Raw genomic sequence first — 17,849 nt, forward strand, 5'->3', positions numbered from 1 at the left:
GATCAAGATCAAGATCAACGGCAACAGCAACAGCAACGGCAACGGCAACAGCAACAGCAACAGCAACAGCAACAGCAACGGCAACAGCAACAGCAACAGCAGGTGGATGGGCACTGCCAGAATCTCAGTTTACTACTGGCCCTGCAGCTGAGCTGGGGTGCCGACCAGCGGATTGTGAGCAGTGGAAGCAAATTCGCACCCATTTGCAGTTGCTCCACGCGGCGTGGCGCCTTAGACTGCCGCCCCCTGTAAAAGAGTGCCGGTTGGCGCTTGAAGAATTCCGCTGGCGATGCATAGGCATCGACGGCACATGAATCGCCCAAATGCACATTTTTTCATAGAGAAATCGATGACCAAGGAACAGTTGCTGGCCATGTCGGCCGATGACTACATGAACGCCGACCAGCTTGCCTTCTTTACTGAGCTGCTGCAGGCGATGAAAGTCGAAACCCATGAACGCATCGAACTCAGCCGCACCACCATCGAAGGCCTGGACACCCCGTCAGACCCCGCCGACGTGGCTTCGGTCGAAGAAGAACGTAGCTGGCTGGTAAATGCCATCGACCGCGACCAGCGCCTGCTGCCACAGCTGGAAATGGCCCTGGACCGTATTGCCGACGAAAGCTTCGGCTGGTGCGATGACAGTGGTGAGCCTATCGGCCTGAAGCGCTTGCTGATCAGCCCGACCACCAAGTACTGCATCGAAGCCCAGGAGCGCCACGAGCAGCTCGACCGCCACCAGCGTCAGGTATAAACCCGCGCGTGGTGCAAGCCCCTCGAAGCAATTCCTGGGGCTTTTTGCGTTTCTCGTCGATACCGTTTTTGTTACGCCTTACGAAACACTGATGTACCGGGATGCGCTGTTTCCGCGCCACTGTCGGGCGTATCATGGCTTTATCGTTAGGGTGCTAATTAAATTCCGGAGGGAATGATGAATAGCCGAGTCGATGTGGCTGTGATGATAGGGTCGGGTGTGCCGGCCACCTTGCAGGCCCTGGGCAAGCGCATTTGCTGGGTCGTGCTGGTAAATGGCGAGCGCCGCGGCACCGCCTTCGCCACGCGCGAAGAAGCGCTTGAGTGTCAGGCTGCCTGGCAACTGCAACTGAAGAAAGGGCTGGCTGCCTGAAAATGTTTATTGCCTCTCGACGGGTTTCGGTGTTTTCGGGCATATTTGTCCTACAGTAATGCGCACATGGATGCCAGGGCTTGTCTTCTTGCAGGCTCACGCCATTGGTTGCGATTTCTGGCGAGTGATTTCAGGCATCACGCTTCCCAAGCCGGGAATGAGCCAAACGCCTTCGGTTGAGGGCGAGTCTGGCAAACCAGAGTAAAGATTCCTGCACGCTGCATCGTCAGCGAGCACAGACATTTCGCATATCGCTTTATTACTCTTTTTGCCTATCGATAAGAAATGGCCGTGCCTCCCCGAGCTTGGGTGAGGGCGGGTTGTAACCGGTTGAGGATTACTTCATTGGCAGTCAGCACACTTGATACGCATGCGTTGTTCGCCCTGGGCGACTTGCGCGGTAAATTGGCCCAACTGTTTCAGGGCCGCTTCATCTATGTCACCGAACAGAGTCCTGAAGGCCTGTACATGGCCGAAATCGACACCGAGAGTGCACTGGTGGTCGATGACAAGCAGCGCCTTGAACTGAAAGTCGGCGACCACTTTCGTGCTGCCGTATTGCCCAGCCGCGAAGGTGGCAAGCTGGAAATGCGCTTTCGCGAAATCAAGTTGAATGTGTATGGCGTGGGCGACTACGCGTTCGTTTCTGTGCCGGAAGGCGAGGGCATCGTGTTTCGTGAAGGCCATGGCGTGATGCTGGTATTCGCCGCGCAGCAGCAAGTGCAGGAAGGCCTGGGCAAGTTGCTTAAAGCAGTGACTGGCAAGGTCGCCAAATGGCGCAAGGGTGAACTGACCACCTTCAAGGCCAGTGAATGATCGACAGTGACGACGCACCAGCCTCGCGGGCCGAGTTTCATCGGCAGCACCAGGCAGATGCCGTGGCTGAGGCAGAACGTTTGCTGGCCGGACGTGAAAAGCTGCAAGGCGCCTGGTTGACTTGGGTGGCGGCTGAGCTCTATCGCCTCAGCCCGCCGCCATATGCCGCCATGGTCCGGCGAGAGTTGCAGCGCCTCAGCCAAGGTTGAGACGGCAAACCTTCAATTGCCACGGTCTCGGCCGCTGCTGACCTCTTCAGGCACCGGCTCTTTGGACATGCGTTTGCGAAACAGTGCCGCCCGCGCCAGCAACAGCGTGGTAATCGGCACAGTGATCGACAGTAGGATCGGAATCAGCCACGCGTGTAGCACAGGGGTGCCCTTGAGCCACGAAAAGTAGATGATCGAGGCCAGTGCAACGCACCAGGCACCAAGGGTCGAGGCCAGCGCTGGCGGGTGCATGCGCTGGAAGTAGTCTTTCAGGCGTACCAGGCCTATAGCACCGATCAGGGCGAACAGGCTGCCGGTAAGCAGTAGCGCGGCGGTGACCAACTCCAGCCAGAATGGCAGTACCAGGGCTTCAGTCATTCGATCACCTCACCGCGCAGCAGAAACTTGGCCAAGGCAAACGAGCCGACGAAACCAAACAGTGCAATCAGCAGGGCACCTTCGAAGTAGGTGTCACTGGCATAACGGATACCCAGCACCAACATGGTGAGCATGGCCAGGATGTACAGGTAGTCCAGGGCCAGCACGCGGTCTTGGGCGGACGGGCCACGGAACAGCCGGATCAGCGCCAGGCCCATGGCCAGGGCGAAGATGAACAGGCTGGCGAGGACGGCATTGGCGAGCAGGCCTGTCATTGGAAAATCTCCATAAGCGGGCGTTCGTAAGTGTCCTTGAAGTGCTGTATGAAGGCCGCTTCATCGTCCAGCTCAAACACATGCAGCAACAGCACACTGCGGTCCAGTGCCAGTTCGGACCAGACGGTGCCAGGCACCACCGTGGTGATCATCGACAGCGCTGCAAGGCCGTGGGGGTCACGCAATGCCAGTGGTATGTGAACGAACGCAGAGCGTGGCGGCTGCTTGCCGGCCCGCAGCACACCGCGGGCCACCAGCAGGTTGGAGGCGATCACATCGATGCCGACCCGGACGATCAGGCGGGCGATGACCAGGGGGCGCCGTACGTGTGCATGCTGCGGACGCAGGGGCGCCATCAACAGTGGCGCCAGTATGCCAAGTGCGGCGCCCAGCAGCAGGTTGCCAGGGCTGACCGAGAGGTTCAGCAGCAGCCACAGGCCGAACAGCGAGACCGATAGCAGTGGGGCGGGGAACAGTCGGTTCATGGCTGCACCTGTACGTCGCGCGAGGTGGGGCCAGGAATCGGCCGGGCGGCCATCACGGCGTCGATATAGGCATCGGGGGCCTGCAGGCTGGCGGCAGTGTCCTGGGTGTAGCGCAGCAACGGCTCGGCCTTGAAGCTGAGGATGAGGCACAGGCCGAGCAAGATGACAATGGGCAGGCATTCATAGCGCCGCAGGACCGGGGACGGACGCTCTTCGGGCTTCCAGAAACGCTGGATGCCGACGCGGCCGAAGGCGATCAGCGAGGCCATGCCGGACAGGATCAGCAACGCCACCAGGCCCCAGCCGGCGGCACTCAGGGGCTGCTCGGCCGGTACGCCGAGGCCCAGTGGATTGAACAGCGCACTGATCAGGTTGAGCTTGCCAACAAAGCCCGACAGCGGCGGCATGCCGATGATCAGTAGCGCACAGGCGATGAAGCTGAGGCCGAGGAAGGCCATGGTCCACGGGATGATCTGGCCGATTACCACCTGCTGTTCATCGTCGAGGTTGATGCCCTTGGGCGGGTGCAGCGATTCCAGTGGCGGCGGCATGGCGTCTTCTTCGTCGTCCAGCGGCGCTTCATTGGCCGAGCGCGAGCGTTCGACCAGTTCGGCGAGCAGGAACAGTGCGCATAGCGCAAGGGTCGAGTTGACCAGATAGAACAGCGCCGCGCCGGTCAAAGCCGCCTGGGCAAAACCCACCGCACCCAGCAGCGTGCCGGCCGAGACCAGGATACTGAGTGCCGCCATACGCTCCAGGCGCTGTGCCGCCAGGATTGATACCGCTGCCACCGCCAGGGTAACCAGGCCGCCGTAAACCAGCCATTCGCCGCCGAAATGCGCCGAGGCCCCGGCCTGCCCGGAGAACAGTAACGTCCACAGGCGCAGCACGGCGTACAGGCCGACTTTGGTCATGATGGCGAACAGTGCAGCCACCGGCGCGCTGGCAGACGCGTAAGCTGGCACCAGCCAGAAGTTCAGCGGCCAGATACCGGCCTTGACCAGGAAGGCCATGGCCAGGATTGCCGCGCCGGCATGCAGCAGGCCACGGTCGGCCTCCGGTACCAGTGGAATCTTCAGCGCCAGGTCCGCCATGTTCAGGGTGCCGGTCACGCCATACAGCATCGCTGCGCCGATCAGGAACAGCGACGAGGCGAACAGGTTGATAGCGATGTAGTGCAAGCCGGCGCGCACCCGCGCACGCCCCGAACCATGCAGCAGCAGGCCATAGGAGGCGGCCAGCAGCACTTCGAAGAAGACGAACAGGTTGAACAGGTCGGCGGTGAGGAAGGCGCCGTACAGCCCCATCAGCTGGATCTGGAACAGCGCATGGAAGCTGGCCCCTGCACCGTCCCAGCGGGCACGGGCAAATAGCAGCGCGCTGAAACCGATGACCCCGGTCAGGGTCAGCAAGAGCGCGGACAGGTGGTCCACCACCAGCACGATGCCGAATGGCGCCGGCCAGTTGCCCGGCAGGTACACGCCGATCGACGCTGCCTGGCCCTGGGTGCGCACCCACAGCAGCAGACAGACCGCGATCACCAGGCCGGAGAAGGTAGACAGCAGGTTCAGCCTGGCTTTTATGTGCCTGTGCTTTTCACCCAGCAGCAACATCATCGCCGCCGTGATCAGCGGCAGCAGGATGGGGGCGATAATCAGTTGACTGATATCACTCATTCGTCACGCTCCCGGCCATCCACGTGGTCGGTACCGGTCAGGCCTCGCGAGGCCAGCAGCACTACCAGGAACAGCGCGGTCATGGCGAAACTGATGACGATGGCGGTGAGCACCAGTGCCTGTGGCAGCGGGTCGGTGTAATGCAACAGGTCCTGGGTAACGCCATCCTTGATGATTGGCTCCTTGCCGATGAACAGGCTGCCCATGCTGAAGATGAACAGGTTGACCCCGTAAGAAAGCAGGCACAGGCCCATGATCACCTGGTAGGTACGCGGGCGCAGGATCAGCCACACTCCGGAGGCAGCCAGCACGCCGATGGCGACTGCAATCACTTCTTCCATCAGGCGGCTCCTGCTTGGCTGGTTTTTGCCGGGTTGCCCGGGCGGTAGGCGCGCACCGACTGGTGCGCCAGGGCTGTGAGGATCAGCAGGGTCGAGCCGACCACGACGGTGAATACGCCAATATCGAAGAACAGCGCGCTGGCCACGTGCACATCACCCAGCAATGGCAGGTGCAAGTGGGCGGTATGGGTGGTGAGGAACGGGTAACCCAGCAGCATGGCGCCGACCCCGGTCAGGGTCGCGCACAGCAGCCCGGTACCCATCCAGCGCAGCGGCCGCAGGCTCATCTGCGCTTCGACCCACTGGGTGCCGGCCACCATGTACTGGAGGATGAACGCCACCGACATGACCAAGCCAGCGACAAAGCCGCCACCGGGCTGGTTGTGTCCGCGCATGAACAGGTACATCGACACCAGCAAGGCGATCGGCAGCAGCAGGCGCACCAGCGCTGCCGGTACCATCATGAAGCCTAGCGCGGTATCGGTGGCATGCCGCGGGTTGATCAGGTCGGTGACTACGTCCGGCGCCAGCTGGCGTTGTTGCGCCGGCAGCTGCATGCTCTCTTTCGGAGGACGGAAGCGCCGTAGCAGGGCGAACACCGTCAGCGCCACAGCCACCAACACGGTGATTTCACCGAGGGTATCGAAGCCGCGGAAGTCGACCAGCATGACATTGACCACATTGGTGCCGCCGCCCTGAGGCAACGCACGGCTCAAATAGAACGAGGAAATGTCGTTGGGCGTGGGCCGGGTCAGCATGGCGTACGACAGCACGGCCATGCCGCCACCCACCAGCACGGCCAGCAGCAAGTCGCGCAGGCGGCGCATGCGCGCGCGCTCCAGGCTACCCGGCAGCGGCGACACGCCTTCGATACGCCGTGGTAGCCAGCGCAGGCCGAGCAGGATCAGTACAGTGGTGACCACTTCCACCACCAACTGGGTCAGTGCCAGGTCGGGCGCAGAGAACCAGACGAAGGTGATGCAGGTCATCAGGCCGCAGACGCTGACCATGATCAGTGCCGCCAGACGGTGGTACTTGGCCTGGTAGGCGGCGCCGATGGCGCAGGCGATGGCGATCAGCCACAGGGCGACGAATACACCGGAACCCGGAATCTTCGGGCGATCACCCCAGCTCAGGCCGCTATGGAGCATCGGCGTGAGGCCCGCGAGGAACGCGGCGAATACCAGCATGAATAGCTGCGACTGCAGCCGCCGGGTGGTGAACAGGCGTTCGATGCGACGCGCCAGCAACATCAGGTGAACCTGGCCGTGCTCGAACAACCGCTTGCCATTGAAGCGCTCGATCACGGGCGGGTAGGGGAAGCGACCCAGGCGCAGTTGTTTGCGCAGCAACAGGTACAGAACGATGCCGCCGCTCATGGCGACCAGGCTCATGATCATCGGCGCGTTCCAGCCATGCCAGATGGCCAGGCTGTATTCTGGCAGGGTGCCGCCAACCACCGGCAGGGCCGCAGCGGCCAACAGGGGGCCGACCGACTGGGTGGGGAAGATGCCCACGACCAGGCACGTGAGCACCAGCAGCTCCACCGGAGCACGCATCCAGCGTGGCGGCTCGTGCGGGGTATGGGGCAGGTCCTGGGCCGTCGGCCCGAAGAACACATCGACGGTAAAGCGCAGGGCATACGCCACGCTGAAGGTGCCGGCCAGGGTGGCGATCACCGGCAGCGTGGCCTCGACCCAGGCGGTGGAACTGATGAATACCGTTTCGGCAAAGAACATTTCCTTCGACAGGAAGCCGTTCATCAGCGGCACGCCGGCCATCGAGGCGCTGGCGACCATGGCCAGGGTCGCGGTGTAGGGCACCAGGCGGATCAGGCCGCTGAGGCGGCGAATGTCACGGGTGCCGCTCTCGTGGTCGATGATGCCGGCGGCCATGAACAGCGAGGCCTTGAAGGTGGCATGGTTGAGAATGTGGAATACCGCGGCGACGGCAGCCAGCGGGCTGTTAAGGCCCAGCAGCAGGGTAATCAGGCCCAGGTGGCTGATGGTCGAGTAGGCCAGCAGGCCCTTGAGGTCATTTTGGAACATGGCGGCGAAAGCGCCAAGCAGCAGGGTGAGGGCGCCGGCACCGCCGACGATCCAGAACCACTCCTCGCTACCGGAAAGTACCGGCCACAGGCGTGCCAGCAGGAACACCCCGGCCTTGACCATGGTTGCAGAGTGCAAATAGGCCGACACCGGTGTGGGCGCTGCCATGGCGTGGGGCAGCCAGAACTGGAAGGGAAACTGTGCGCTCTTGGTCAGGGCGCCGATGAGTATCAGGGGCAGCAGCACCGGGTAAAGCGCATGCTGGCGGATGGTATGCCCGGCAGCCAGGACCTTGTCCAGGTCATAGCTGCCGACCACATGGCCGAGCAGCAGGGCCCCTACCAACAGACACAAGCCGCCTGCACCGGTTACCATCAGCGCCATGTAGGCGCCGCGACGGGCGTCGGCGCGGTGGTGCCAGTAGCCGATCAGCAGGAAGGAGAACAGGCTGGTCAGTTCCCAGAAGAACACCAGTTGGATCAGGTTGCCGGAGATGACCAGGCCGAGCATGGCGCCCATGAAGGCCAGGAAGAACGCGAAGAAGCGTGGGACCGGGTCTTGCGGTGACATGTAGTAGCGCGCATACAGCGATACCAGCGTGCCAATGCCCAGTACCAGCAACGAGAACAGCCAGGCAAAGCCGTCCATGCGCAACACCAGGTTCAGCCCCAGGCTGGGTAGCCACAGGAACTCTTCGCGAATGACGCCACCATGGGCAATCTGAGGGTACAGAAGTGCTACCTGGACGGTGCCGACCAGGGCTACGAGCCCGGCAAGAATGGACTCGGCGTTACGTGCGTTGTGCGGCAGCACAGCTGCCAGGCAACTGCCCACGAACGGCAGAAGCAATAGCACTATCAAGGACATAGCGGCCTATTCTGGAGAAGTTTGCAAAGAATCATACGTGCCGAGGTGTTTATCACCAACACGCAAGCTGTCGCAGAATCCTACAAACCGGCTGTGACAAGCGGTTTTTTTATAACAGTTTTTTACAAAGAATAGCCGCTGTTGACTGTTTTACAGCCCCGCCTGGCGTTCGCCTGGGTTCTGCACATCGCGTGTTTCGACGGTTTCGCGAGGGCGTCGCACCTTGAGTTCACTGACCACCACGGCAACCACGATCAGCAGGCCGCCGAGCAGCGCCACGCCAGGCAGGCGCTCGCCAGCCAGACGCCCGACGATGCCTGCCCACACCGGTTCACCGGCATAGATGAGTGTGGCGCGGGTAGGCGAGACCGACTTCTGTGCCCAGTTCATCGCCACTTGGATCACCGCACTCATTGCGCCCAGGCCCACTGCGCTGGCAAGCAACAGCCAGGAGAAGTCGGGGAGGCGCTCCTGGGTCGGCACGATCATGAGAAACGCCAGCAGCGATGCGGTCGCAAGTTGTACCACCGTAACCCGGCGCACATCGACCTGACCGGCGTAGCGGCTGATCAGAATGATTTCACCGGCGATGGCCACGGCGCTGATCAGGGTGACCAGTTCGCCCTCGCTGAAACGCAGGCTGCCGCCTTCCGGCCCGGCCAGCAGCATCAGGCCGATGAATGCCAGGCAGATACCCATGCTGGGCATCAGGCCAGGCCGCCGCCCCAGCACCAGCCACTGCAGCAGCGGCACGAACGGGACGTACAGCGCAGTGATGAACGCTGACTGGCTGCTGCTGATGGTTTGCAGGCCCATGGTCTGCAGGCCATAGCCGAGCATGATCGACACGCCGATCAGCATGCCGGCCTTCAGTTCGGTGAAGGTCAGGCCGGGCAGCGCTCGCGCCGAGACCACACCAACGAACAGCGCGGCTGCCGCAAAACGCAGGCCGACGAAGAACATCGGGCCGCTGACGGTCATTACGTTATGCACCAACAGGAAAGTGCCGCCCCACAACATGGTGATGAATACCAGCACCAGTTCGGCCTTGCTCAGGCGGAAGGTGACGGCAGGGGTAGGCTTGCTGCTGGGCTGATTCATGGTCTTGCACACTCGGAAAGGGCGGCGCACAATCGCCGCAAAAGTGGGCAGTATACTGCGCAATCTTGACCAGTGAGCAATATAGTGCACAAGGATTCTTCGCACCGGGCATCGGTGCTGCAACATGTCAGCCTCAATGTGCGCAGTCTGCGCAACGCCGCCGGCTTGAGTCAGGCGGCGCTGGCCGAGCGTTCAGGGGTCAGCCGGCGCATGCTGGTCGCGATCGAGGCGGGCGAGAAGAATGTCAGCCTGACCACATTGGACCTGATTGCCGAAGCCTTGGGCGTGGCTTTCAGTACCCTGATCCAGGCGCCAGACCTGCGCGACCCCGGGCGCATTGAAGAGCTGGCGTGGGCTGGCGAACACCCGCAGAGCCGAGCGGTGTTGCTGGGCACCAGCCCGGCAAGGCGCGAGGTGGAACTTTGGGAATGGACCCTGGCACCGGGGGAGTGCTATCACAGTGAGGCCGATGCCGAAGGCTGGAGCGAGCAGATTTATGTGATTGATGGGCAGCTGACGCTGATCATCGAAGAGGTCGAGCATCGCTTGCAGGTGGGGCAGTTCCATGTGTTCCCCAGTAACTGCCGGTATGCCTACCGTAACGATGGCGTGGTGGCTGTTCGGTTTGTGCGCAATGTGGCGATTTGAGCCTGCAGGCTTTGGGGCTGCTGTGCAGCCCCAAAGGTCTCAAGCCGATCAGTTTTTCAGCAGCTCGTCGGTCTTCACCACATTGGCATAGGCAAACGCCAACGCCGCCATCGCCGAATCGTGCACATGAGCCGCCGGCACCTGCTTGCCGTCGAACGCCAGGGGCAGGGTCGCGCAGGCATCGTGCGCCACAGTCACTTGATAGCCCAGATCGGCTGCAGCCCGGGTGGCGGCGTCAATGCACATGTGGCTCATGCTGCCGACGATGGTCAGCGCCTCGACGCCATGCCGGTCCAGCGTGTGCTCAAGATCGGTACCGAGGAAGGCGTTGACCTTGTGCTTGAGCACCACCGGCTCGCTCGGCAATGGCTCGACCTTGGCGTGGATGGCCGCACCCTGCGAGCCGGGGGCAAAGAAGGGTGCATCGGCAGTGTCGAACTCATGCCGCACATGGACCACCAGGTCGCCGCGCTGGCGTGCGGCCGCCAGCAGGCGGGCGGCGTTGTCGGCCGCCTGGTCGGCGCCATCGAGGGGCCACTTGCCGCCCGGGAAGTAGTCGTTCTGGATGTCGATGATGATCAGTGCTTGCTTGCTCATGCTGCCTCCTGTGGCAGTAGTCGTCGAGAGACGTTAGTTATAGGCTGTGTTCACTCACCTGAGGATTGGCGCGAACGACACTATGCGGGCAAAAACTGACACCGGCGCTAACCTGGATATCGGCTTGCTGCTATACCCCGGCGTGCAGCGCGCCGCTGTGCATGGCCTGGCCGACCTGTTCCTGGTGGCCAACCGGGTTGCGGCCGAACTGGGGGCCGTCGAGCTGCCGCACATTCGCGTCAGTTGCTGGCAGGCAGATGAGACGGGGCAGTTGTTGCCTGCGTCGGATAACTCAGCTGTCACCGTACCGGGCCTGCGGGTCCTGATCATTCCGCCAAGCCTGGAGTCAGCTCCGCAAGCCGAGTTGCTCGAACGTCATCGCGCGCCGCTGTGCCTGCTGCACGGGCGTGGTACGGTGCTGGCGTCGGTATGCATCGGTGTATTTTTCATTGCCGCCAGCGGTTTGCTCGACGGGCGCCCGGCCTGCACGCACTGGAATTATGTGCATGCGCTTGCCCAGCGCTTCCCCAGGGTGCGGGTAGAGGCTCAGCAGCCGTTGCTGGATGACGGCGACATCGTGACCTCGGCAGGGTTGATGGCCTGGACGGACCTCGGCTTGCGCCTGCTGGAGCGCTTTTTGGGGACGACGGTGGCTCAGGAGACCGCCCGCTATCTGGCCGTCGATCCGGTCGCGGCGCCGCTGCCCGGCGCTGTGTTCAACCCGCGCCTGGATCACGGCGACGAGGCCGTGTTGAAGGTGCAGCACTGGTTGCAGGGCAATGGCGGGCAGGATGCTGACCTGGCCACGATGGCGGCCTGCGCGGGGCTGGAGGCGCGCACTTTCTTGCGGCGCTTTCGTGCCGCTACCGGGCTGCGCCCGACCGAGTATTGCCAGCAGGTGAGGGTGGGGCGTGCATGCCGCTTGCTGGAGTTTACCCGGCGCAACGTCGAACAGATCGCGTGGGGTGTCGGCTATCAGGATCCGGGCGCGTTTCGCAAGGTCTTCCAGCGTGTCACTGGCCTTACCCCGAGTGAATATCGGCGGCGGTTTGCGGTATCCGGCGAGGCTCTATAGAAACCACTTGACCTTGACTTTGCTTGAGGTTTTACCCTGCTCGGCATCGCGCTGCATGCGTACGTAGCCAGGAGACTGTCGATGTTGGCATCACCTCATGCCTTGTGGTTTACCCAGATGATCGAATACGAAGTGCCCAGTATGTGCCAGCAAGCGTTGGCTCAGGCCCTGGTGGCCCGTAGTGAAGCGTTGGCTGCGCGTTGCGAAGGGCTGCAGGGTGTGAGCATCCAGGCCAGCGACGATGGCAGCCGGGTGTTGCAGTACTTGCAATGGCAGTCACGCCAGGCCTGGGCGGCGGCGGCCGTGCACTTCATCGAGGAATCCTTTCTTGACCTGCTGGGCCAGCATCAGGCACGCGGCGTCAACTTCGCCGCCTACCAGGCCCTGCGCAGCCTGGTGCGCGGCGACGATGGCGTCCTGCATTGCCAGGTGGGCGGTCCTCAGGCATACCAAGGTGCGTAGTGCGGGTAGCGATCTAGGCGGGCACCTATGACCATCTCGCTGACCCATGCCGCCAGGAGCGAGCTGTACGCTTTCTGGCTCTCTTCGCTGGACAGTGCGTGGTCGGCGCCGTCGACGATGCGATGGGTGAGCGAGTGGGCGTTGACGAACGCCGAGCGGTAGTTCATCAAGGTACTGTGCGGCACGTAGTCATCCTGCTCTGACTCCACCAGCAGCACATCCCCGCCGAATTCGGCGCACGCGGCCAGCGCGCGGTTGTCGGCCGGGCCCAGGTGGCGCTGGCGATAGGCATTCAGGCGTTGACGGTCAAGGGTTTGCTTCGGGGTGCCCCATTCGTCATCCCAGTACATGGCAGGTACCCGCAGGGCCAGCCATCTGACTGGCCGTTGGCGGGTCAGCAGAGTCGCCAGGTAACCGCCATAGCTGCTGCCGATAATGGCGATGGCGCTGCTGTCGACAGCCGGGTGGCTGACCAGTCGATCGTAAGCCACCAGCAAGTCCTGCAGGTTTTGTTCACGGGTGACCGTGAGGCGCTGGCTTTCGGTCTTTTCGTGACCGCGCAGGTCGAAGGTCATGCACACGCATCCCAGCCCGGTGATATGCCGGGCGCGGGCCAGGTCACGTTGCTGGCTGCCGCCCCAGCCGTGTACGAAGAGAATGCCCGGCATTTTGGTACCCGGGCTGACCAAGGTGCCGGCGATGCGGTCATTCTCGACCTGCAGTTCAACGGTTTCACTCTGAATGGCCATGTTCGCGAATCCGCGCAAATTTACTGAGTTGTCCGAGTTCACTGTCGTTTCCTTGGTAAAAGAGGGTGGCGTCAGTGGGCAGGTCGGGGTTGCCGAATACTTCGTGGGTGGAGGCACGTACCCGTTGCAATGCAGGGTCATCGGCAAACGCCTGCAGGGCCAACAGTTCGGCACTGCTGGCACCACCCAGGCGCCAGGATTGTTCGAGCACCCCGCTGCACAGGTGGCCCGAAGGGCTGATGCCGCGGGCGATGTCGTAGTTGCGACGTGAAGCGACAAAGCCCGGGAAGTGCTGCTCGGCGGCTTGTTCGTAAACCATGGCCTGGTTGATGGCAAGGCGCAGGTGGTCGTCCAGTGGGAGCTGTAGCAACGCCTGATAGTCGCCACGTACCACCACCAGGTCAGAACCGCCGTAGACCTCGGTACCCTGATGGTCACGTGTCAATTGCTGGGTGCCGTAGTAGCTGCAGGTCAAGCCGGCGACGCGCACCTGGCCGACGCTGAAGGTTTGCACCTGGCTCAGGTCTTCTTCGAGCACCAGGCCCCACAGCGCCAACGTTTGGTCATCCATACCGGCCAGCAGAGGCTCCAGGGCGCCTGCAGTGGTGATGACCTGTTGCCCACGTCCTGCGCAGGCCAGTACCGGTTTGACCCTCAGCGGGCCGTCGAGCAGCAGCAACTGTGCGGCAGTGCGAGCGTCGGCTTTGCTGAACACGGTGTAGCCGCGCAGCAGGGCATCGCTGGCCTGTCGGGCAAAGTCGTCGGTCCAGCCCGGCGGGAAGCTGGCCTCGGCGGGTAACGGGTGAGAGATCGCCTTGGTTGCCATGTAGGGGTGCGGCACCATGCCGCCAAACAGGTCCTGTTCGCTGCAAATACCCAAGGCGGCATATCGCCTGGGGTCGATCAGGGTCTCGGTTGGCACATAATAGTAGGCATCGGCGGCGTCTGGCTGCTGCGTGGGCTGTATAGGTGAGCAGCCCAGCAAACGTGCCAGGCCTTCGACAAGCTTTAGATGAACGCCGTGCTCGTGTTCGGGCGTGTGGTCGCGGGTGTCAAGCAACACCACGCCGGCTTTCGGTTCGATGGCACTGGGCATGGTCATTTGCCTGTGTGCAATGAGTGTACTGTGTGTGAAGTCGGTGTCTTGGGGAAGTTCAGGGGAACTTGATCGGTGGTCCTGGTCCTGTTGTAGGAAGTGTCCTATTGGCACAGGGCGTGGTGGGCAATGCATGCCGTATCTTGGTCGTCGCGATTGCAGCGCCTTGGTGGCTGTTCCATTATCGGCCTATTGGATCAACCGTTATGAAGTCGCAGGAGAGCGCATGAACGTCCAGACCACCCTTGAGCAAAGTGTGCCGCAGCGACTGGTGCACGTGCGCCAAGCCATGGCGGCAGGGGGCATCGATGCCTTGCTGGTACCCTCGGCCGACCCCCATCTTTCCGAATACCTGCCCGGTTACTGGCAGGGGCGCCAGTGGCTTTCGGGGTTCCAGGGCTCGGTCGGTACACTGGTGGTGACGCCTGGGTTTGCCGGGCTGTGGGTCGATAGCCGCTACTGGGAGCAGGCAGCTCAGGAGCTGGAGGGCAGCGGCATCGAACTGATGAAACTGTTGCCGGGCAAACCCGGAGCGTTGGAATGGTTGGGCGAAAACGTCGAGCCCAACGGTCGCGTGGCAGTGGATGGTGCGGTCATGGCCCTGGCTTCGGCGCGCCAGCTGGCCGAGCGGCTGAAGGCGCGTGGGGCGCAGCTGGTGACTGACATGGACCTGCTGGGTCAGGTCTGGGACGGGCGCCCGGCGCTGCCAGGCAACCCGGTGTACCAGCACCTGCCGCCACACGCCACGGTGAGCCGGGCGGAAAAGCTCGCGCAATTGCGCCAGGGCATCCTGGCCAAGGGGGCCGACTGGCACTTCATCGCAACCCTGGATGACATTGCCTGGCTGTTCAACCTGCGCGGCAGCGATGTTTCTTACAATCCGGTTTTCCTGGCCTTTGCCCTGATCAATCAGCAGCAGGCCATCCTGTTCGTGGGCCAGGACAAGGTGGACGCGCACCTGCGTCATGTGCTGGAGGTCGACGGCATCGAGGTGCGCGACTACAGCGAAGCAGGCAAGGCGCTTGGCACCGTTCCTGCGGGGGCGCGGCTGCTGGTGGACCCGGCCCGGGTGACCTGCGGCCTGCTGGACAACCTGGCGGCAGAGGTGGTTCTTGTCGAGGGGCTAAACCCCACCACGCTGAGCAAGTCCTGCAAGGGTGACGACGACCTGGTGCATATTCGCCAGGTCATGGAGCAGGACGGCGCAGCCTTGTGCGAGTTTTTCGCCTGGTTCGAGGCGAACCTCGGCCGGGAGGTCATTACGGAGCTGACGGTTGACGAGCAATTGAGTGCCGCGCGTGCTCGACGCCCTGATTTCGTGTCACTGAGCTTTTCTACCATTGCCGCCTTCAATGGCAATGGCGCGATGCCACACTACCGTGCCACCGAGCAGTCGCATGCGCTCATCGAGGGTAATGGCTTGCTGCTGATCGACTCGGGCGGTCAATACCTGGGCGGCACTACCGACATCACCCGCATGGTGCCGGTCGGTAACCCCAGCCAGGCACAGAAGCAGGACTGCACCCGTGTACTCAAGGGCATGATTGCGCTGTCGCGTGCCACGTTCCCGCGAGGGGTACTGTCGCCGTTGCTCGACGCCATTGCCCGGGCGCCGATCTGGGCTGACCAGGTCGACTATGGCCATGGTACCGGCCACGGGGTGGGCTACTTCATGAACGTGCACGAGGGGCCTCAAGTAATCGCCTACCAGGCGGCACCCGCACCGCAGACGGCCATGCAAGCGGGCATGATCAGCTCGATCGAGCCGGGTACGTACCGCCCGGGGCAGTGGGGCGTTCGCATCGAGAACCTGGTGGTCAACCGCGAAGCGGGGAGGAGTGCCTTCGGTGACTTCCTGCAATTCGAGACCTTGACGCTGTGCCCTATCGACACCCGCTGTCTGTTGCCCGAGCTGCTGACCAAGGAAGAGGTGGAGTGGCTGAACGGCTATCACGCCCGCGTACGTGAGCGCCTGGCGCCCTTGCTCCAAGGGGATGCGTTAGCTTGGTTGGAGGTGCGTACTGCACCGCTGTAACGCAGATGAAAAGGGCAGTTTGCGATCTGCCCTTTTCTCTATTTACAGATGACGATCATGCTACGGCTGGTGTAACCCGCCGGGTTGATGCCGAACAAGTAGTCACCAGCTTCTTCATCGCTATCGCCCGAACGCGCAACAACCCGGTAGCCGCGCGTGCTGCAAGAGCTTGCGGCCTTGCTGTAGCAATTGTCCCACGAGGAAGAAAGGCCGGAGCAATTGATATGCAGGCCCTTCTTGCCCCTTTTGACCTCGGTCTTGGCTGTGGCGGCACATCCAGCAATAGCCAAGATGGCCAGGATGAGAAAAATTCGTTTCATTCCTGTCCTTAAATGCAGGGCAAATCAGTTGTCACGACCCTGTCGTTGTCGCTTCGGTTCTTCCTGAACCTTCCCCAGCGTCCGTGTTCGGCCCAGTAGATAGCGTAAAGATGATGATTCTGTGACAGCTTAATCAGCGAGACGGGCTGCTACAATCACTAATCCTTTCTCAAATGAAAATATTTCTCATATCAGTCTGCTGCGATGGCCGGGCTGGGTGCCTTGCGCATGGACAGGGTGGTGCCGACCGAGGCGGTAATGATTGCCAGAATCGCCAGCCATTGAGTAAGCGTCAGCACCTCGCCGAGGAAAAGCAGGCCGGACAAGGCGCCAAATGCCGGTTCGATGCTCATCAGGGTGCCGAACGTGCGCGCCGGGATTCGCGTGAGGGCAACCATTTCCAGGCTGTATGGCAGGGCAGTGGACAGTATTGCAACGGCCAACGCCATGGGGATCACGGCAGGTGTGAGCAGAGTGCTACCGGCGTGGGCGATACCGATGGGGGCGACGAACAGGGCGGCGACTACCACCCCCAGGGCCGCGCTCTGGATGCCGTGCTCGGCCCCTGCACGTTGCCCGAACAGAATGTACAGCGCCCAGCACACACCCGCCCCCAGCGCATAGGCGGCGCCCACTGGGTCGAGTGCCTGGCCGCTGTGACCTGCTGGCAGCAACAGCAGCAGCCCAGCGATGGCGAGGGCAATCCACAGGAAATCGATCGGTCGGCGCGAGGAGAAGATCGCCACGGCCAGCGGGCCGGTGAATTCCAGGGCCACGGCGATACCGATGGGTACCGTTTGCAGGGCCATATAGAAGAGGAAGTTCATGCCGCCCAGTGCCATGCCGTAGATGACCACGTTGCGCAACGTGTTGGCGGTCATGCGTACCCGCCACGGGCGCAATATAAGCAGCATGATGATGCTGGCGAAGATCAGACGCAGGGTGGTGGTGCCTTGTGCGCCGATGATGGGGAACATGCTTTTGGCCAGAGAGGCGCCGGACTGAATCGATGCCATGGCGATAAGCAGTAGGCCGATCGGGAAGAGGGTGGCGGCCAGGCTGCGGGGCTGGGTGTTCATTTAAGTGCGGCAATCCTTTGGCGAGGGAGGTGGTGAGCAATATAGTGCGCAATTGGTTGGGTGGGTGGTAGCCCTCAAGCGGCTTTGCCAGAAATATTTCAAATCATTGAAATTAAAGGTTGACCTTCTCGATAGCCTCCCTATAATGCGCACCACTCCAACGCGGTAGCGAAGCAAAGCTAGCCACTGTGTTGAGTCAAGTGTTTGAAGCTAAACGAGTTTCTCGCAAAAAACTTCAAAATAAACGCTTGACAGGCTCTGAGGAAAGCGTAGAATGCGCGCCTCGGTTGAGATGAAAAGCTCTTAACCAAACGCTCTTTAACAAATCGAATCAAGCAATTCGTGTGGGTGCTTGTGAGTACGGACTGATAGTCAAAAAGATTATCAGCATCACAAGTGGCCATGCGAGAAATCACATAGTCATTTGAGATTGCTGAGCCAAGTTTAGGGTTTCTTAAAAACCCAG

At 61.9% G+C, this 17,849-nt stretch carries 20 protein-coding genes; 8 read left to right on the plus strand and 12 right to left on the minus strand.

Annotated elements, in window-relative coordinates; all coding sequences use genetic code 11:
- Positions 1-349 precede the first annotated feature (349 nt).
- From ACK59Z_RS24790 to ACK59Z_RS24805, 4 genes are all read left to right on the plus strand, one after another.
- Complete coding sequence (locus tag ACK59Z_RS24790) at positions 350-754, plus strand: TraR/DksA family transcriptional regulator (RefSeq protein ID WP_003250099.1); 405 nt, start codon at positions 350-352, stop codon at positions 752-754.
- A gap of 177 nt (positions 755-931) precedes the next feature.
- The gene (locus ACK59Z_RS24795) at positions 932-1,126 is read left to right on the plus strand and encodes a hypothetical protein (protein ID WP_003250100.1); all 195 of its coding nucleotides are present in this window, start codon (positions 932-934) and stop codon (positions 1,124-1,126) included.
- A gap of 345 nt (positions 1,127-1,471) precedes the next feature.
- Positions 1,472-1,942, plus strand: coding sequence for a hypothetical protein (locus ACK59Z_RS24800; RefSeq protein ID WP_003250101.1), 471 nt, complete (start codon positions 1,472-1,474; stop codon positions 1,940-1,942).
- Positions 1,939-2,151 carry a hypothetical protein gene (locus ACK59Z_RS24805; protein WP_070096888.1) on the plus strand — a complete coding sequence of 71 codons (213 nt, stop codon included), beginning with the start codon at positions 1,939-1,941 and terminating at the stop codon, positions 2,149-2,151. The genes ACK59Z_RS24800 and ACK59Z_RS24805 overlap by 4 nt, the downstream gene beginning before the upstream one ends.
- Positions 2,152-2,163: 12 nt before the next feature.
- On the opposite strand, the gene ACK59Z_RS24810 is transcribed toward ACK59Z_RS24805, so the two are convergent.
- The 7 genes from ACK59Z_RS24810 to ACK59Z_RS24840 form a co-directional block, all read right to left on the minus strand.
- Positions 2,164-2,529, minus strand: a complete 366-nt coding sequence (locus ACK59Z_RS24810) for a Na+/H+ antiporter subunit G (RefSeq protein ID WP_019752068.1) — start codon at positions 2,527-2,529, stop codon at positions 2,164-2,166.
- Positions 2,526-2,804 (minus strand): K+/H+ antiporter subunit F, encoded by a 279-nt coding sequence (locus ACK59Z_RS24815; RefSeq protein WP_003250109.1) that lies wholly within the window; start codon positions 2,802-2,804, stop codon positions 2,526-2,528. Before ACK59Z_RS24815 ends, ACK59Z_RS24810 begins: the two co-directional genes overlap by 4 nt.
- Positions 2,801-3,289, minus strand: coding sequence for a Na+/H+ antiporter subunit E (locus ACK59Z_RS24820; protein ID WP_003250117.1), 489 nt, complete (start codon positions 3,287-3,289; stop codon positions 2,801-2,803). The genes ACK59Z_RS24815 and ACK59Z_RS24820 overlap by 4 nt, the downstream gene beginning before the upstream one ends.
- A complete protein-coding gene (locus ACK59Z_RS24825) occupies positions 3,286-4,965 on the minus strand; it encodes a monovalent cation/H+ antiporter subunit D (protein WP_108191644.1) in 1,680 nt (559 codons plus the stop codon). The genes ACK59Z_RS24820 and ACK59Z_RS24825 overlap by 4 nt, the downstream gene beginning before the upstream one ends.
- Positions 4,962-5,306: a Na+/H+ antiporter subunit C gene (locus ACK59Z_RS24830; RefSeq protein ID WP_003250128.1), complete on the minus strand. Its 345-nt coding sequence runs from the start codon at positions 5,304-5,306 to the stop codon at positions 4,962-4,964. Before ACK59Z_RS24830 ends, ACK59Z_RS24825 begins: the two co-directional genes overlap by 4 nt.
- On the minus strand, positions 5,306-8,221 hold the full coding sequence (locus tag ACK59Z_RS24835) for a monovalent cation/H+ antiporter subunit A (protein WP_003250131.1): 2,916 nt from the start codon (positions 8,219-8,221) through the stop codon (positions 5,306-5,308). The genes ACK59Z_RS24830 and ACK59Z_RS24835 overlap by 1 nt, the downstream gene beginning before the upstream one ends.
- A 150-nt stretch (positions 8,222-8,371) precedes the next feature.
- Positions 8,372-9,322 carry a DMT family transporter gene (locus ACK59Z_RS24840; protein ID WP_108191643.1) on the minus strand — a complete coding sequence of 317 codons (951 nt, stop codon included), beginning with the start codon at positions 9,320-9,322 and terminating at the stop codon, positions 8,372-8,374.
- Between the two features lie 84 nt (positions 9,323-9,406).
- Here ACK59Z_RS24840 and ACK59Z_RS24845 point away from each other — a divergent pair, with 84 nt between their 5' ends.
- Positions 9,407-9,970 carry a helix-turn-helix domain-containing protein gene (locus tag ACK59Z_RS24845; protein WP_003250134.1) on the plus strand — a complete coding sequence of 188 codons (564 nt, stop codon included), beginning with the start codon at positions 9,407-9,409 and terminating at the stop codon, positions 9,968-9,970.
- Between the two features lie 48 nt (positions 9,971-10,018).
- Here the strand turns inward: ACK59Z_RS24845 and ACK59Z_RS24850 are convergent, their stop codons facing one another.
- Complete coding sequence (locus ACK59Z_RS24850; protein WP_108191642.1) at positions 10,019-10,567, minus strand: cysteine hydrolase family protein; 549 nt, start codon at positions 10,565-10,567, stop codon at positions 10,019-10,021.
- Positions 10,568-10,649: 82 nt separating this feature from the next.
- Here ACK59Z_RS24850 and ACK59Z_RS24855 point away from each other — a divergent pair, with 82 nt between their 5' ends.
- Together ACK59Z_RS24855 and ACK59Z_RS24860 are read left to right on the plus strand one after the other, a co-directional pair.
- Positions 10,650-11,642, plus strand: coding sequence for a GlxA family transcriptional regulator (locus ACK59Z_RS24855; RefSeq protein ID WP_004577150.1), 993 nt, complete (start codon positions 10,650-10,652; stop codon positions 11,640-11,642).
- 81 nt (positions 11,643-11,723) lie between these two features.
- Positions 11,724-12,104, plus strand: a complete 381-nt coding sequence (locus ACK59Z_RS24860) for an antibiotic biosynthesis monooxygenase (RefSeq protein WP_014753863.1) — start codon at positions 11,724-11,726, stop codon at positions 12,102-12,104.
- Here ACK59Z_RS24860 and ACK59Z_RS24865 read toward each other — a convergent pair.
- Together ACK59Z_RS24865 and ACK59Z_RS24870 are read right to left on the minus strand one after the other, a co-directional pair.
- The gene (locus ACK59Z_RS24865; RefSeq protein ID WP_108191641.1) at positions 12,083-12,853 is read right to left on the minus strand and encodes a S9 family peptidase; all 771 of its coding nucleotides are present in this window, start codon (positions 12,851-12,853) and stop codon (positions 12,083-12,085) included. The genes ACK59Z_RS24860 and ACK59Z_RS24865 overlap by 22 nt on opposite strands.
- Positions 12,837-13,955: a DUF3182 family protein gene (locus ACK59Z_RS24870; protein ID WP_108191640.1), complete on the minus strand. Its 1,119-nt coding sequence runs from the start codon at positions 13,953-13,955 to the stop codon at positions 12,837-12,839. The genes ACK59Z_RS24865 and ACK59Z_RS24870 overlap by 17 nt, the downstream gene beginning before the upstream one ends.
- Before the next feature lie 220 nt (positions 13,956-14,175).
- Here ACK59Z_RS24870 and ACK59Z_RS24875 point away from each other — a divergent pair, with 220 nt between their 5' ends.
- Positions 14,176-15,984: an aminopeptidase P family protein gene (locus tag ACK59Z_RS24875; RefSeq protein WP_019752064.1), complete on the plus strand. Its 1,809-nt coding sequence runs from the start codon at positions 14,176-14,178 to the stop codon at positions 15,982-15,984.
- A gap of 38 nt (positions 15,985-16,022) precedes the next feature.
- On the opposite strand, the gene ACK59Z_RS24880 is transcribed toward ACK59Z_RS24875, so the two are convergent.
- Together ACK59Z_RS24880 and rhtA are read right to left on the minus strand one after the other, a co-directional pair.
- A complete protein-coding gene (locus tag ACK59Z_RS24880; RefSeq protein WP_108191639.1) occupies positions 16,023-16,304 on the minus strand; it encodes a hypothetical protein in 282 nt (93 codons plus the stop codon).
- Positions 16,305-16,495: 191 nt separating this feature from the next.
- Complete coding sequence (gene rhtA / locus ACK59Z_RS24885; protein WP_108191638.1) at positions 16,496-17,383, minus strand: threonine/homoserine exporter RhtA; 888 nt, start codon at positions 17,381-17,383, stop codon at positions 16,496-16,498.
- Positions 17,384-17,849: the final 466 nt, after the last annotated feature.

It is taken from the genome of Pseudomonas sp. KCJK9058 (assembly GCF_046230975.1).
Taxonomy (GTDB): Bacteria; Pseudomonadota; Gammaproteobacteria; order Pseudomonadales; family Pseudomonadaceae; genus Aquipseudomonas; species Aquipseudomonas alloputida.

What these genes read in the sequence shown, in the direction of transcription:
- rhtA (WP_108191638.1), bottom strand. Translation starts at nt 17,383, where the DNA reads ATGAACACCCAGCCCCGCAGCCTGGCCGCCACCCTCTTCCCGATCGGC.
- ACK59Z_RS24865 (WP_108191641.1), bottom strand. Translation starts at nt 12,853, where the DNA reads ATGGCCATTCAGAGTGAAACCGTTGAACTGCAGGTCGAGAATGACCGC.
- ACK59Z_RS24825 (WP_108191644.1), bottom strand. Translation starts at nt 4,965, where the DNA reads ATGAGTGATATCAGTCAACTGATTATCGCCCCCATCCTGCTGCCGCTG.
- ACK59Z_RS24875 (WP_019752064.1), top strand. Translation starts at nt 14,176, where the DNA reads ATGAACGTCCAGACCACCCTTGAGCAAAGTGTGCCGCAGCGACTGGTG.
- ACK59Z_RS24870 (WP_108191640.1), bottom strand. Translation starts at nt 13,955, where the DNA reads ATGACCATGCCCAGTGCCATCGAACCGAAAGCCGGCGTGGTGTTGCTT.
- ACK59Z_RS24790 (WP_003250099.1), top strand. Translation starts at nt 350, where the DNA reads ATGACCAAGGAACAGTTGCTGGCCATGTCGGCCGATGACTACATGAAC.
- ACK59Z_RS24805 (WP_070096888.1), top strand. Translation starts at nt 1,939, where the DNA reads ATGATCGACAGTGACGACGCACCAGCCTCGCGGGCCGAGTTTCATCGG.
- ACK59Z_RS24795 (WP_003250100.1), top strand. Translation starts at nt 932, where the DNA reads ATGAATAGCCGAGTCGATGTGGCTGTGATGATAGGGTCGGGTGTGCCG.
- ACK59Z_RS24855 (WP_004577150.1), top strand. Translation starts at nt 10,650, where the DNA reads ATGCGGGCAAAAACTGACACCGGCGCTAACCTGGATATCGGCTTGCTG.
- ACK59Z_RS24840 (WP_108191643.1), bottom strand. Translation starts at nt 9,322, where the DNA reads ATGAATCAGCCCAGCAGCAAGCCTACCCCTGCCGTCACCTTCCGCCTG.
- ACK59Z_RS24820 (WP_003250117.1), bottom strand. Translation starts at nt 3,289, where the DNA reads ATGAACCGACTGTTCCCCGCCCCACTGCTATCGGTCTCGCTGTTCGGC.
- ACK59Z_RS24815 (WP_003250109.1), bottom strand. Translation starts at nt 2,804, where the DNA reads ATGACAGGCCTGCTCGCCAATGCCGTCCTCGCCAGCCTGTTCATCTTC.
- ACK59Z_RS24850 (WP_108191642.1), bottom strand. Translation starts at nt 10,567, where the DNA reads ATGAGCAAGCAAGCACTGATCATCATCGACATCCAGAACGACTACTTC.
- ACK59Z_RS24880 (WP_108191639.1), bottom strand. Translation starts at nt 16,304, where the DNA reads ATGAAACGAATTTTTCTCATCCTGGCCATCTTGGCTATTGCTGGATGT.
- ACK59Z_RS24830 (WP_003250128.1), bottom strand. Translation starts at nt 5,306, where the DNA reads ATGGAAGAAGTGATTGCAGTCGCCATCGGCGTGCTGGCTGCCTCCGGA.
- ACK59Z_RS24835 (WP_003250131.1), bottom strand. Translation starts at nt 8,221, where the DNA reads ATGTCCTTGATAGTGCTATTGCTTCTGCCGTTCGTGGGCAGTTGCCTG.
- ACK59Z_RS24860 (WP_014753863.1), top strand. Translation starts at nt 11,724, where the DNA reads ATGTTGGCATCACCTCATGCCTTGTGGTTTACCCAGATGATCGAATAC.
- ACK59Z_RS24810 (WP_019752068.1), bottom strand. Translation starts at nt 2,529, where the DNA reads ATGACTGAAGCCCTGGTACTGCCATTCTGGCTGGAGTTGGTCACCGCC.